The organism is Gordonia sp. IEGM753, from assembly GCF_050321825.1.
In the GTDB taxonomy this organism is placed as follows: Bacteria; Pseudomonadota; Gammaproteobacteria; order Pseudomonadales; family Pseudomonadaceae; genus Aquipseudomonas.
Genome location: NZ_JBNQGB010000008.1, coordinates 251,039 through 265,664 on the forward strand (window position 1 = coordinate 251,039; position 14,626 = coordinate 265,664).

At 55.5% G+C, this 14,626-nt stretch carries 11 protein-coding genes; 5 read left to right on the forward strand and 6 right to left on the reverse strand.

The annotated features are described in order from the left end of the window. Window positions 1-373 precede the first annotated feature (373 nt). The 5 genes from aceE (at window position 374) to msrA (ending at window position 10,239) form a co-directional block, all read left to right on the forward strand. Complete coding sequence (gene aceE / locus ACQR3R_RS28375; protein ID WP_428277655.1) at window positions 374-3,019, forward strand: pyruvate dehydrogenase (acetyl-transferring), homodimeric type; 2,646 nt, start codon at window positions 374-376, stop codon at window positions 3,017-3,019. An 11-nt stretch (window positions 3,020-3,030) separates the two neighbouring features. Further along, on the forward strand, window positions 3,031-4,968 hold the full coding sequence (gene aceF / locus ACQR3R_RS28380; protein WP_428277657.1) for a dihydrolipoyllysine-residue acetyltransferase: 1,938 nt from the start codon (window positions 3,031-3,033) through the stop codon (window positions 4,966-4,968). A gap of 269 nt (window positions 4,969-5,237) precedes the next feature. Next, a complete protein-coding gene (locus ACQR3R_RS28385; protein ID WP_428277659.1) occupies window positions 5,238-6,632 on the forward strand; it encodes an alkaline phosphatase D family protein in 1,395 nt (464 codons plus the stop codon). Window positions 6,633-6,824: 192 nt separating this feature from the next. Continuing rightward, a complete protein-coding gene (locus ACQR3R_RS28390) occupies window positions 6,825-9,518 on the forward strand; it encodes an EAL domain-containing protein (protein ID WP_428277661.1) in 2,694 nt (897 codons plus the stop codon). Between the two features lie 70 nt (window positions 9,519-9,588). After that, the gene (gene msrA / locus ACQR3R_RS28395) at window positions 9,589-10,239 is read left to right on the forward strand and encodes a peptide-methionine (S)-S-oxide reductase MsrA (RefSeq protein WP_428277663.1); all 651 of its coding nucleotides are present in this window, start codon (window positions 9,589-9,591) and stop codon (window positions 10,237-10,239) included. A gap of 145 nt (window positions 10,240-10,384) precedes the next feature. Here the strand turns inward: msrA and ACQR3R_RS28400 are convergent, their stop codons facing one another. From ACQR3R_RS28400 to ACQR3R_RS28425, 6 genes are all read right to left on the reverse strand, one after another. Then, the gene (locus ACQR3R_RS28400; RefSeq protein WP_428277665.1) at window positions 10,385-11,224 is read right to left on the reverse strand and encodes a 23S rRNA (adenine(2030)-N(6))-methyltransferase RlmJ; all 840 of its coding nucleotides are present in this window, start codon (window positions 11,222-11,224) and stop codon (window positions 10,385-10,387) included. A 350-nt stretch (window positions 11,225-11,574) separates the two neighbouring features. Then, window positions 11,575-11,856 carry a hypothetical protein gene (locus ACQR3R_RS28405; protein ID WP_428277667.1) on the reverse strand — a complete coding sequence of 94 codons (282 nt, stop codon included), beginning with the start codon at window positions 11,854-11,856 and terminating at the stop codon, window positions 11,575-11,577. A gap of 564 nt (window positions 11,857-12,420) precedes the next feature. Further along, complete coding sequence (locus ACQR3R_RS28410) at window positions 12,421-12,729, reverse strand: contact-dependent growth inhibition system immunity protein (protein ID WP_428277669.1); 309 nt, start codon at window positions 12,727-12,729, stop codon at window positions 12,421-12,423. Between the two features lie 190 nt (window positions 12,730-12,919). Beyond that, entirely contained in the window at window positions 12,920-13,237 is a 318-nt protein-coding gene (locus tag ACQR3R_RS28415) for a hypothetical protein (RefSeq protein ID WP_428277671.1), read from the reverse strand. 285 nt (window positions 13,238-13,522) lie between these two features. After that, window positions 13,523-13,897 (reverse strand): hypothetical protein, encoded by a 375-nt coding sequence (locus tag ACQR3R_RS28420; RefSeq protein ID WP_428277673.1) that lies wholly within the window; start codon window positions 13,895-13,897, stop codon window positions 13,523-13,525. After that, the coding region (locus tag ACQR3R_RS28425; RefSeq protein WP_428277675.1) for an RHS repeat-associated core domain-containing protein at window positions 13,890-14,626 on the reverse strand (737 nt) is incomplete at its 5' end. The genes ACQR3R_RS28425 and ACQR3R_RS28420, both read right to left, overlap by 8 nt.

Genomic DNA, 14,626 nt, shown 5'->3' on the forward strand with positions numbered 1-14,626 from the left:
TGATCGGCGTGTAATGGGCTGCATGTAGTGAAAACTGATAAAGCACTACCTGACTGACTGTCGAACAAAGGTTATAAATAGCTGAAAATTCTTCATTCTTGGCAGCCAACATCAAGCATTCACCTTTTTTGATTGGTAAAAGACCAACCTTAACGATTATTCTCACAACGCAGCTGGAGGCCACAAGCCGCTCATCTGTAGTTTTACTACTCGTCTATACATTCGAAAGGCTGAAATGCCCGAAGATTTGTAGTAAAACTACACGCCGCCGGAACAACCTATCGGCAATCCAAGAATTTATATCGTCTGCCCACAAGGCCAGTCGCAAACTCAGGCAACCGATTCTGGAAGCCTTTCCGCCCTGGAGCAAGCCATGCAAGACCTCGATCCCGTCGAAACCCAGGAATGGCTGGACGCCCTGGAATCGGTTCTCGACAAAGAAGGCGAAGACCGCGCTCACTATCTGATGACCCGTATGGGCGAACTCGCAACCCGCAGCGGGTCGCAATTGCCTTACGCCATCACCACGCCTTACCGCAACACGATCCCCGTTACCCACGAAGCACGCATGCCTGGCGACCTGTTCATGGAACGCCGCATTCGCTCGTTGGTACGCTGGAACGCGATGGCCATGGTGATGCGTACGAACCTGAAAGATTCTGACCTGGGCGGTCACATCTCCAGCTTCGCCTCCAGCGCAACCCTGTATGACATCGGCTTCAACTACTTCTTCCAGGCACCGACCGACGAACACGGCGGCGACCTTATCTACTTCCAGGGTCACACCTCGCCAGGCGTTTACGCCCGTGCGTTCATGGAAGGCCGCATCACCGAAGACCAGATGAACAACTTCCGCCAGGAAGTCGACGGTCAGGGCCTGTCGTCCTACCCGCACCCTTGGCTGATGCCTGACTTCTGGCAGTTCCCGACCGTATCCATGGGCCTGGGCCCGATTCAGGCGATCTACCAGGCACGCTTCATGAAGTACCTGGAAGCACGCGGTTTCATCCCGGAAGGCAAGCAGAAAGTCTGGTGCTTCCTGGGCGACGGCGAGTGCGACGAGCCGGAATCCCTGGGCGCTATCTCGCTGGCTGGCCGCGAGAAGCTCGACAACCTGATCTTCGTCATCAACTGCAACCTGCAGCGCCTCGACGGCCCGGTTCGCGGCAACGGCAAGATCATCCAGGAACTCGAAGGCGTGTTCCGTGGTGCTCAGTGGAACGTAACCAAAGTCATCTGGGGCCGTTTCTGGGACCCACTGCTGGCCAAAGATGTCGACGGTATCCTGCAGCGTCGTATGGACGCAGTCATCGACGGCGAGTACCAGAACTACAAAGCCAAAGATGGCGCGTTCGTGCGTGAACACTTCTTCAACACGCCTGAACTCAAGGCGATGGTTGCTGATCTGTCCGACGACGAAATCTGGAAACTCAACCGTGGTGGCCACGACCCGTACAAGGTCTATGCGGCCTACCACGAAGCGGTCAACCACAAAGAACAACCTACCGTCATCCTGGCCAAGACCATCAAGGGTTATGGCACCGGTGCTGGCGAAGCGAAGAACACCGCGCACAACACCAAGAAAGTCGACGTCGACAGCTTGAAGTTGTTCCGTGATCGTTTCGACATCCCGGTCAAGGACGAAGAACTGGAAAACCTGCCGTTCTTCAAGCCGGAGCCGAACAGCGCCGAAGCCCGCTACCTGAGCGAGCGTCGCACTGCATTGGGCGGTTTCGTGCCACAGCGTCGCGCACAGAGTTTCAGCGTGCCGACCCCGCCACTCGATACCCTCAAGGCTATCCTCGACGGCTCGGGCGACCGTGAAATCTCCACCACCATGGCTTTCGTGCGCATCCTCGCGCAGTTGGTCAAGGACAAGGACATCGGCCCACGCATCGTTCCGATCATTCCGGACGAAGCCCGTACTTTCGGTATGGAAGGCATGTTCCGTCAGTTGGGCATCTACTCGTCCGTCGGCCAGCTCTACGAGCCAGTCGATAAAGACCAGGTGATGTTCTACAAGGAAGACAAGAAGGGCCAGATCCTCGAAGAAGGCATCAACGAAGCAGGCGCCATGAGCTCCTTCATCGCTGCCGGTACTTCGTACTCCAGCCACAACCAGCCAATGTTGCCGTTCTACATCTTCTACTCGATGTTCGGCTTCCAGCGTATCGGTGACCTGGCCTGGGCCGCTGGCGACAGCCGCACCCGTGGCTTCCTGATCGGCGGCACCGCCGGCCGGACTACGCTGAACGGCGAAGGCCTGCAACACGAAGACGGTCACAGCCATATCCTGGCCGCCACCATCCCGAACTGCCGCACCTTTGATCCAACCTACGGCTATGAGCTGGCGGTGATCATCCAGGACGGCATGAAGAAGATGACCGAAGAGCAGCAGGACGTTTTCTACTACATCACCGTGATGAACGAGTCCTACCAGCAACCCGCCATGCCGGCCGGTGTTGAGGAAGGCATCATCAAGGGCATGTACCTGCTCGAAGAAGACACCAAAGAAGCAGCGCACCACGTTCAGCTGATGGGCTCCGGCACTATCCTGCGCGAAGTTCGCGAAGCGGCGAAGATCCTGCGTGAAGAGTTCAACATTGGCGCTGACGTCTGGAGTGTTACCAGCTTCAATGAGCTGCGTCGCGATGGCCTGGCCGTCGAGCGCAGCAACCGTCTCAAGCCTGGCCAGAAGCCTAAGCTGAGCTATGTAGAAGAGTGCCTGAACGGCCGTAAAGGTCCGGTCATTGCGTCTACCGACTACATGAAACTGTTTGCCGAGCAGATCCGTCAGTGGGTTCCTTCCAAGGAATTCAAAGTGCTGGGCACTGATGGTTTCGGCCGCAGCGACAGCCGCAAGAAACTGCGTCATTTCTTCGAAGTCGACCGTCATTTCGTGGTGTTGGCAGCCCTTGAAGCACTGGCTGACCGTGGTGATATCGAACCTAAGGTGGTGGCAGAAGCCATCGTCAAGTTCGGCATCAACCCGGAAAAACGCAACCCACTGGACTGCTGAGGAGACACTCTGTGAGCGAACTCATTCGCGTACCTGACATCGGCAGCGGTGAAGGTGAAGTAATTGAACTGTTTGTGAAGGTCGGCGACCGTGTCGAAGCCGACCAGAGCATTCTGACGCTGGAATCGGACAAGGCGAGCATGGAAATTCCTGCGCCGAAGGCCGGTATCGTCAAGGCTATCAAAGTGAAACTGGGCGATCGCCTGAAAGAAGGCGACGAACTGCTGGAGCTGGAAGTCGAAGGCGCCGCAGCGGCTGCCCCTGCGGCAACCGCTGCCGCTGCACCGGCCGCCAAAGCTGAAGCGAAACCGGCTGCTGCTGCCGCTCCTGCTCCAACCGCCGCGCCGGCTGCTGCCAGCGTTCAGCAAATACACGTGCCGGACATCGGTTCGTCGGGCAAGGCCCAGATCATCGAGATTCAGGTCAAGGTCGGCGACACCGTCGAGGCTGATCAGTCGCTGATTACCCTGGAATCCGACAAGGCGAGCATGGAAATTCCATCGCCCGCCGCTGGCGTGGTCAAGGCCATCAGCGTCAAGCTCAATGACGAAGTCGGCACTGGCGATCTGATTCTGGATCTGGAAGTGGCAGGTGCTGCGGCACCCGCTGCTGCAGCCCCGGCTCAGGCCTCCGCGCCAGCCGCTGCTGCCCCGGCCGCTCCGGTTGCCGATAGCGTCCAGGACATCCACGTGCCGGACATCGGCTCGTCGGGCAAGGCCAAGATCATCGAAGTATTGGTCAAGGCCGGCGATACCGTCGAAGCTGACCAGTCGCTGATCACCCTGGAATCCGACAAGGCGAGCATGGAGATTCCATCGCCTGCCGCTGGCGTGGTGGAAAGCGTTTCCATCAAGCTTGATGATGAAGTCGGCACCGGCGACCTGATTTTGAAGTTGAAAGTCAAAGGCGTCGCGCCGGCTGCTGCCAAGGCTCCGGCCGCTGCTGCACCAGCACCTGCGGCCGCCAAGGCTGAAGCGGCGCCGGCTGCGGCAGCACCTGCTGCACCGGTTGCCGCACCGACCAAATCCGGCGCCAAGGTTCATGCAGGCCCGGCGGTTCGCCAACTGGCTCGCGAGTTCGGCGTTGAGCTGAGCGCGGTCGGCCCAAGCGGCCCGCATGGTCGTGTGCTGAAAGAAGACGTGCAGGTTTACGTCAAGGCCATGATGCAGAAGGCCAAGGAAGCACCGACCGCAGGCGGCGCAACGGGCGGCGCGGGCATCCCGCCGATTCCGGTCGTGGACTTCAGCCGCTTCGGTGAAACCGAAGAAGTGCCGATGACTCGCCTGATGCAAATCGGTGCGTCGAGCCTGCATCGCAGCTGGCTGAACATCCCGCACGTGACTCAGTTCGACTCGGCTGATATCACCGATCTGGAAGCGTTCCGTATCGCTCAGAAAGCCGTTGCAGAGAAGGCCGGCGTCAAGCTGACCATCCTGCCGCTGCTGCTCAAGTCCTGCGCGCACCTGCTCAAGGAACTGCCGGACTTCAACAGTTCGCTGGCACCAAGCGGCAAGGCGATCATTCGCAAGAAGTACGTGAACATCGGCTTCGCGGTAGACACCCCTGAAGGTCTGCTGGTACCGGTCATCAAGAACGTCGACCAGAAAAGCCTTCTGCAGCTTGCGGCTGAGGCGGCTGCGCTGGCCGCCAAGGCTCGCGATAAAAAGCTGACCGCTGACGACATGCAAGGCGCCTGCTTCACCATTTCCAGTCTCGGCCATATTGGCGGTACCGGCTTCACGCCGATCGTCAACGCGCCGGAAGTGGCGATCCTCGGGGTTTCCAAGGCAACCATCCAGCCAGTCTGGGACGGCAAAGCCTTCCAGCCGAAACTGATGCTGCCACTGTCGCTGTCATATGATCACCGTGTGATCAACGGCGCCGCTGCTGCACGCTTCACCAAGCGTCTGAGCGACCTGCTGGCGGACATCCGCACCATCTTGCTGTAACACCGGCCGGCCCTCTTCATCGGAGGGCTTGTCGCGTTCCACGTTTTCCGAGCGCCACGCTCGTACCTCAACCCCGCCAATTTGGCGGGGCTTTTTTTGCCTACAAAAAATCTTCTTCCTACATGCGTGGCTTACACCGCCCACAGCTCAAGTCTACTTCTGCCTGTTATTTTTAGCCGCCGAATAACTAGGCTTAATGCAGCAGCACTCACATCAAGTTGATGGACTCATCAATGACTTAGTTAACATTACTTCGAATGGATTCGAATATGTTCAAGCCTACTGTCGGCCCGATATTGGGCCATACAACAAGTAATCACGCGCGTATCTTCCTGCGCGGCGCAATGGATAAAGACGCATTGGTATTTGCTGGTATCCGCTGTCGAAGGGCTGGCGAAACGAAATGGTCCAAAGGTATTTTTGCGCAGTTGGAGGCTTCGCGTGACATGTGTGCCGTGATCGCACTCAATGCCCTAGACGCCGGCACCCAGTATCAATATCAGGCAGGCTGGTTCAGCCCCATGAGCCCGGTTCACACCATCGATACAGTGCAGGAACTGCCGCTGCAATGGCCGCAAACCCTTTACCACTTCCAAACTCATAACCCGACAATGATTACGCCCCGCGCCTATATTGTTGGTTCATGCCGGTATTTGCGGATGACTTGGGGCACGCCATCGGCGCCTCATGCAGGGGACCGCATCTTCGCTTCGATCATGAACCTGGCCCAACGAGCGAACCCGCCTGTCAGCGCAATGCTGATGACCGGAGACCAGGTGTATGTCGATGACCTGAACCTTATTGCGCCAGACCGCGAATATACCGAAATACTCAAAAAGTACCGTGCAGCGTTCTCCCAGCCGAACATCTCCAGGTTAATGTCCAGCGTCCCCACTTACATGATGCTCGACGATCACGAAATCGAAGATAACTGGCCCGCAAACAAAAGTGGCAACGATGGCTACTTATATAAGAACGCCATGGCCGCCTACGAGTTATATCAAGCCAGCCACGGGCCGGCGTATCAACAATTGGCCGATGGTAAAATCAACTGGCAGCTGGATGGCTATTGGTATCAATTCAGCGAAGGCGATATCGAGTGGTTTGTGACAGACAGCCGAACCCGGCGCAACCTGTCCGGTGAGGATCGGCGAATTCTTGACCCGCCACAGGAACAGGCATTGTGCCAATGGCTGATCAATAGCCCAGCACGGGTCAAGTTCATCGTCACCAGCGTGATGTTTTACCCCGACCGCAAAAAACTTGGCGACGACGCCTGGCAAGCCTTTCCAGAGCAACGCCTACGGTTACTTGAGACTATTCGTACGCATCGGATCAAAAACGTTTTCTTCATATCCGGCGATGTTCATGGCTCCCTCACCAGCCGATTGACGCACAGCGAAGACCCGGAGTTCGAAGTTCACACCATCGTCTCTTCGCCCTTGTGCAACAGTAAAATGCTGCCCTATGCCAAAGCCTCCACGTTCATCCTCGACCAGCCCCTGGCCCGCACGGCCGCAGGTGGCTACCAGCATCAACTGACCAGTGCCGTCGTCAGCGAGGACAACTTCGCTCATTTGCTCGTCGATACAGACCACGTTCGGGTCAGCTATCACGACCACATGGGTAATCTGCTGCAAACGATCAGGCTTGCGTTGCAATGAAATAAAACAGGTCAAAAACTTTACTTTTGACCTGTTACTGAAGATTTCCTCATGCCTGCCGACATATTCTTATAGCACTTGGCCTTCATGTCTCTTGTCAGTCGGTGTCGCAATGATGCAACCTTGCCGCAGACAACAGTTAAGAGGGCGAGAGCCCGGCGCGATCAGCACATTCGAAGCGAGTTTCCCTCAATGAAAAGCCAACCCGATGCCGCCAGCCGTATGGTGGCCGAGGTAGTGACGCAGTTGCCTGTGCCCTCGCGGCTCGGCATGCTGCGTTTCGAACGGCTGAATGAAGCAAGCTGGGCGCTTTTGTTTCTCGACCCCAACTGCGAACGCCAATTCGGCGTTCCAGCCGTGCAGCTCTGCGCCTTGGTCGATTCGCCCTACGCCAGCCTGATGGAACCCGAAGCGCGCTATCAACTGCATGACGCCGTTCAGCAGCAACTAGGCGACGGCCCGAATTACCTGATCCGCTACACCTTGCACACCGCCGCCGGCTCGCTGAACGTGCTGGAACTGGGCGAAGCCTACAAACAACACAATCGACACCTGCTGCGCGGCTATTTGCTAGTGGTCGATGACCTTTTCGACGGCGATCAATTGCTGCCCTCGCTTAATCTGGAAACCCAGAACTCGCGCCTGCAAATTGCCCTGGAACTCAATCAGCGTGCACAGCAAGAACAGCTGCAGCACCTGGATCGGGTCCGCGCCCAGCAAGACTTGATTTTGCTACTCACCCGTCAGCGCTACACCAGCAGCAACTCTTTGCAAGAAGCCGCCGAGCTGATCACTCGCAGTGCCTGTGACATTTACGAAATCGACTGTGCCAGCCTGTGGAACCTTGAAGGTTCGCTGCTGATGCCGATCTCCGCGTACCACCGAGACACTCAGGAATACGTGCTGCCGGAGCCGATCGATGTCAGTGGCTTCCCAGACTACATGGAAGCCTTGCACACCAGCCGTGCGATAGACGCGCATAATGCCATGCGCGACCCACGCACCCGGGACATGGCCGAGAGCCTGCGCCCACGCGACGTGAACGCCATGCTTGATGCCAGTATTCGTGTCGACGGCCAAGTGGTCGGCGTGCTGTGCCTGGAGCAAACCGGCGTTACCCGCGCCTGGCAGTCTGACGAAATCGCATTCGCCGGCGAATTGGCGGATCAGTTCGCCCAGGTCATCAACAACCACAATCGCCGCACAGCCACCAGCGCCCTGCACTTGTTCCAGCGCGCGGTGGAGCAAAGTGCCAACGCCTTTTTGCTGGTTAATTGCGATGGCGTGGTGGAGTACGTCAACCCCAGTTTCACCGCGATTACCCAGTACAGCACCGAAGAAGTTCACGGCCAGCGGCTGTCGGAACTGCGGGCGCTGGAAAACCTCAGCGAGCTATTGTTCGACGCGCCCTCGGCATTGGCCAAAAGCAATAGTTGGCAGGGCGAGTTCAAAAGTCGTCGTAAAAATCTCGAACCGTATTGGGGCCAGTTGTCGATCTCCAAGGTGTACGGCGACAACCGTGAGTTGACGCATTACATCGGTATTTATGAAGACATCACCCAGACCAAGCTTGCGCAACAGCGCATCGAGCGTCTGGCGTACACCGACAACCTGACCAACCTGGGCAACCGCCCGGCGTTCATCCGCAACCTCGACGAACGCTTCTCGCGAGACAGCGACACCCCGATCAGCCTGTTGCTGGTGGACATCGACAACTTCAAACGGATCAACGACAGCCTCGGCCACCAGACCGGCGACAAGTTGCTGATCAGCCTGGCGCGGCGCCTGCGCAACAGCCTGAGCCCAAGCGGCAGCCTGGCGCGCTTCGCCAGTAACGAGTTCGCCGTGCTGCTGGACAACACTGACCTCTCGGCCGGCCAACAGGTGGCCAATCAATTGCTGGCGACCCTCGACAAGCCAATGTTTGTTGACAACCAATTGATCAGCGTCACCGGCTCCGTAGGCCTGGCCTGCGCGCCACTGCATGGCCGCGACCCACAAACCCTGATGCGCAACGCAGGCCTGGCGCTGCACAAGGCCAAGGCCAACGGCAAACATCAAGTGCAGGTGTTTACCGAAGCGCTGAACGCCGAGGCCAGTTACAAGCTGTTCGTGGAGAACAACCTGCGTCGCGCCTTGACCCAGAACGAGCTGGACGTGTTCTACCAACCCAAGCTGTGCCTGCGCAGCGGCCGTTTGCTGGGCATGGAAGCACTGTTGCGCTGGAACCATCCGGAAAAAGGCATGATCCGCCCGGACCAGTTCATCAGCGTCGCAGAAGAAACCGGGTTGATCATTCCTATCGGCAAATGGATCGCGCGCCAAGCCTGCCGCATGAGCAAAGACCTGAGCGCCGCCGGCCTGGGCAACCTGCAAGTAGCGATCAACCTGTCGCCCAAACAGTTCTCCGACCCGGATCTGGTGGCGTCCATCGCCAACATCCTCAAGGAAGAAGCGCTGCCGGCGAACCTGCTGGAACTTGAGCTGACCGAAGGCCTGCTGCTGGAGGCCACCGAGGACACCCACTTGCAACTCGACCAGCTCAAGCGCCTGGGCCTGACGCTGGCCATGGACGACTTCGGTACCGGCTACTCGTCGCTGAGTTACCTGAAAAAATTCCCGATCGACATCATCAAGATCGATCGAAGCTTCATCCACGAAATCCCGGACAACCAGGACGACATGGAAATCACCTCGGCGGTCATCGCCATGGCCCACAACCTGAAACTCAAGGTGGTGGCAGAAGGCGTCGAGACTGCAGAGCAGTTGGCCTTCCTGCGCCGTCACCGTTGCGATGTCGGCCAGGGCTACTTGTTCGACCGACCGATACCCGGCACCGAGCTGATCGAAAAGCTCAAACGCTACCCGCGCGGCCCAATCGCCTGACAGCGGCCCAACACTCGGGCAAACTGGGTGTCTGACTACTTACTGAATTCCAACCTGACTGAGAGGACTGATGATGGTTCTGCGCTCGGAAATCCTGGTGAACAAAAACGTGCTCCCCACTAAAGAACAAGCTCTGCCTGGCCGCGAAACCCCAATGAACCTGCCGGAAAAACACTTCGTCCACGACTCGCCGCTGCTGGGCCCGTTCGTCACCGATGTAGATTTCGCGATCTTCGGCCTCGGCTGTTTCTGGGGTGCGGAACGCAAGTTCTGGCAGCGCGAAGGCGTGGTCAGTACCGTGGTGGGTTATGCCGGTGGCTTCACCCCGAACCCGACTTACGAGGAAGTCTGCTCGGGCCTGACCGGTCATAGCGAAGTCGTACTGGTGGTTTATGAACCCGCAAAAGTCAGCTACGACGAGTTGCTGAAGATGTTCTGGGAATTGCATAACCCGACCCAAGGCATGCGTCAGGGCAACGACATCGGCACGCAGTATCGCTCGGTCATCTACGCCACCAACCCGACCCAATTAGAGGCCGCCAAGCACAGTGCCCAGGTGTTCCAGGGCGAACTGACCAAAGCAGGCAAAGGCATCATCACCACCGAAATCGACGAAGCGCCGACGGTGTATTTCGCCGAGGCGTATCACCAGCAATACCTGGCCAAAAACCCTGAAGGGTATTGCGGGATTAACGGAACCGGCGTGACCTGCCCGATTTAATTCAGGCTTCGAAAGCGTCGTCGGATCGCCGCCCGGACCAGGCCCTCTCTCACATTTGATCTGTGTCGCACTGATAGATCAAATGTGGGGCGGGCCTACACGCGAAGGCGCCCGACCGGACGCTCTCAATGCATCTAACCGGTCATCAACTCTCGGCGATCAACCAATCCATTTGCCAACCGCCCTGAGTCTGCCCCAACTTCTTCGACAGCCACGGCAGCAGCTCACGCAACTCTTCTTCCAGGCCCCACGGCGGATTAGCAATCGCTAAACCCGAGCCGTTCAGGCTGTTCGGCGTGTCCAGCGGATGCACCAGCAATTCCACCCGCAGCAACTTCGGCGCGCCAGTGCCGGCCAGGTCCTGATAGAAACGACGCAACATGCGCTGGTCTTTCACCGGGTACCAGATCGCGGCCACGGTTTGACGCATCCGGCCAACCGCTTCTTTCAGCGACGCCGCACAGCGCTGCATTTCATCCAGTTGCTCGAACGGCGGATCAATCAACATCAGCGCGCGTTTTTCCTGCACCGGCAACATCGCACGAGGCACATGCCAGCCTTCGCCCAAATGCACCTTCACACGACGGTCGCCCTTCATGTTGTCTTTGAGCAACACGCCATCTTCCGGGTGTTTCTCATTGAGCATCACCCGATCCTGCGGCCGCGTCAGCCGACGCGCCAACTCCGGCGAACCCGGGTAATAGCGCAACTGGCCATCCGGATTCATGTCGTGCAGCACTTTCATGTAGTCCGCAGTCAGCGCCGGCAGATCAGGCTGATCCCACAAGCGCGCAATGCCTTCCAGGTATTCACCCGTACGGCTTGCCTGATCGCCCTGAAGGTCGTACAGACCAATGCCGGCGTGAGTGTCGAGATAGGCAAACGGCTGCTCTTTACGCGACATCAGGGCGATGAGGCGGGTCAAAGTCAGGTGTTTGAACACATCGGCGTGATTGCCGGCATGGAAGGCGTGACGATAATTCATGATTGCTCCTGCGAAGGCCCGGAAGTTTACCTTGAACGGCGCCAGACGTCAGGACCTCGCAGCCGAGCGGCTGAATGGCTAGAGGGTGAACAAAGGACCTCAAAGTCGAGTGGCCACTCCCGGCCCGCAAAAACCCTGTGGTGAGAAGATTTATCGGAACGCCGCACCACCTCATTAGGATGCAAAGCAGTCGCCAAACCACAGTCCTCGGTTCAACAGGCCAAACCGGGGAGCAAATTTTGAAGGGCACTTCGCAATCCAATGGATCGGTGCGGCGTCCCGCCAAATCCCCACGCCACAACAGCGATGCTACTTCGGTGAACGCGCTCGCAGCCGCTGATTGACCACGTTCAGAACGTCACACCCATCGCGCAACGGAACGGCACAGACCAAGGCAAAATCACTGAGGATGAAGACTCACACTCAATCGAACCACGCATCGACAGGTTCTCAAGCACCTGCGTCACCGCGAGAATCCGGTAGCTCGCGGCCTGAACCAAAACGTCGAGTGGTGCCTCGGTATCGACAAACAGAGTCGGCATGTCACAGCAATTGCTGGTGAGCGCCATGAAGCGGTTTTCGGGGTGCAGGGTTGGTTTTTCGTAGGGTGGATCGGGGTGAAGATTTGTCATTTTTAAACCTCTGGTAAAAGTGAAGCTACCATCGGCCTTCCTACAGGCTGGGGTGGCAGCTATACGCGGGGTAGGAATATCGAGACCAAAGAACTCGACCACGCCGAAGCGTGCCCGCGCATAGCCGCCGCAACTGATATTACGGACGCGTGTTGACGGCCGCCAATACAGGTTCGACGCCGAAGCGCCCTCTCTAGTCTGGAAGGGTTCCTACACCCTGCCACTGAATTCTCAGCAGCCACCAGAGACTATCGATGCAGTCGGTTGCGCACCAATTCACGCAAACCGACACAACTTGCAGGAAATTTCCGACGAAACTGTCCAAAATTTTCGCTGCTTGTAAGACCGCCTTCGCGGGCAAGCCACGCTCCTACAAAAATCGAGGCATACCCCTAAAAAACCGGAGTGACGTCAATCCTGTAGGAGCGTGGCTTGCCCGCGAATTGAGCGCGCAGCGGGCATAAGTTTCTAAGCCTGAGAGATAACAATTCTAGATACAATAAACACTACCAAATCTCATTCATCGGCAAGCAATCAGTAAACGCTTTCAAAAAGCCCACATATTTATGTTTCACCAATTTTGCTAACCAGCTTGCTAGCAATATGACGCAACCATAACTCGCCTGATTCCCATACGTTCCAGTAGCAGTAATAACAGCTCAACTCTCTCAACAAATACTTTCTCAAATCCAATTCGCCCATACGTTGATCAAGCAGAGCATTTAGCTCTTCCCAAACCAACTTTAGGTCCTCGGGACTGGAGTCAACCAAAAAAGCATCGACCACTTGTTCAGCCGTCTGGTGCTCGACCGTCCAATCTTGATGAAAGTAGGCGCCAAAAAAATTATGTAATTCGGGAAACTCTTTATTCATATCGCTGGAAATCCTGTTCACCCCTAAACTTTCCCTCGCCATAGCTTTGTTCGTGCATTTCCATTGCTTCCCGTGAGATAAATCAAGAAAAAAACAACGTACAAATTAATAAACCGCTTGCAATCCTATATAAATCAGGACCATCTTCGAAAACACAAATCAATTACATAATCATCCACTATGGAAAATATTATAAAATCTTTTTTATTGCATAGCCACTGGCAACTATTGTCAAAACAACCCACCCCTCTCTAGCGCAGGTGAAACAGTAACTAGCTCCTACTTCTGAAGCATCGAACGAGGCCACTTCTTTTGAAAGAGCCGTTACATCTTCCACATACATATCTGATAATTCTGTACCAACTGCACTAATTGATTTACACCCTGAAACATTATTAAAAGTAATACTCCAAAGCTCTTCCCGCCAATCCAAAATTTCAACACAAACGCTGTCGCGTGAATATGTAATTTTTTCGATGGTGCTATCTGAAATTGCAAGCTTTGTCATTTTTTACATCCCAGGATGTTTTTACCCGCAGTAAACCCAGTCCAATGTCAAAACTGATACCCATCAGGCTTGAACTTCAGTACAACATCGTTCCTTTTCGCTTGACTCCGTTGAACAGTATAAACCGAGCTATCTGTCTGCCCCCTATACGCAGCTCGCACTATAGCAACCAGTTTTCTAATAGCTATTAATAATGTCACTCTTAAAAATCCGACCACAACGAAACACCATAAAATATTAAAAAACGCAAAGAAGAAAAGTCGAGAATTTATTTATTGATGCTATTCAAAAAGACACATCAATCCTATTCACTCTGAACTCTATAAATTTTTCGTTAAGTTCTGGGCATTCGTAGTGGATTTCCTCATCCGGAAAATCAACAAAAGATCTAATGATAGCCCCATCCAGGAAGCCGACTATAACGCAAGAGAAACCGTCATCAATCATTGTAGCCTTGACACTCATTTCTTTGCTCTCCAGCACAGTAACGTTATCCGGGAGCACCAAATAAAACTCCACTTCATAATGCATTCCCACTTCGATCTTTATTGGGCAATAGCTAGCAAAGCAACGAACAATCACGCCATTTACAAGCAAGAGAACCGCTTCCTCAACGACGCTGTCAACTTCAAGTATAAGCGCATCGTATTTCTTACTCATTAGTCGGCCTCATCACGTTGTCTTTTGCGTCATCATTTAGCGTCTTCCAAAATGCTTTCCCACTCTTGGTATGCAAAGTTGTAATTTCTCCTTTATTATTTGTCCCGACAAATGCAAATTTTGTCTCACCATTTCTTTTTGAATTTCCCATTATCTGTAAATAGGCAGTTCGAATTTCGGTCTGGTACGCATAGCTCACCTGAGTGCCTTGGTTCACGACATCACGAGATATTTGCAAGTACTCCTCCTTGCTCTGAATTCCGAATTCCTTCCCGTGTTTTTCATAATGTCGAAGAAGCTTTTCTTCATTCCCAAAATTTTTAGGCCGCGAATTCGCGCTTGGAACTTCTGCGTCACCCTCATCAACCCTAGCCCCAGTCGCATCATCCGGCGGCCCGCACCCGGGCTTGTTCGGTGGCGGACAATTGCCGCTCAACCCCAACGGATCAACCCACCCCGTGGGATTCGGGGTGTACTGATACTGATTTAACCCACCCGCCAACTTGATCGGGTCGGGCGTCAGGTAGCGGCCGGTGTCGGGAGCATAGTACCGATGGCGGTTGTAGTGCAGCCCGGTCTCTTCGTCGAAGTATTGGCCCTGGAACCGCAGTGGTTGTGCCAGTTGTTCGTCACCGCCGTGTTTCAGGCGGGTGATTTTGCCGTAGGCGTTGTACTGGGCGGACCAGACGATTTCGCCGCTGTAATCGGTCAGTTCCTGCGGGGTGCCAA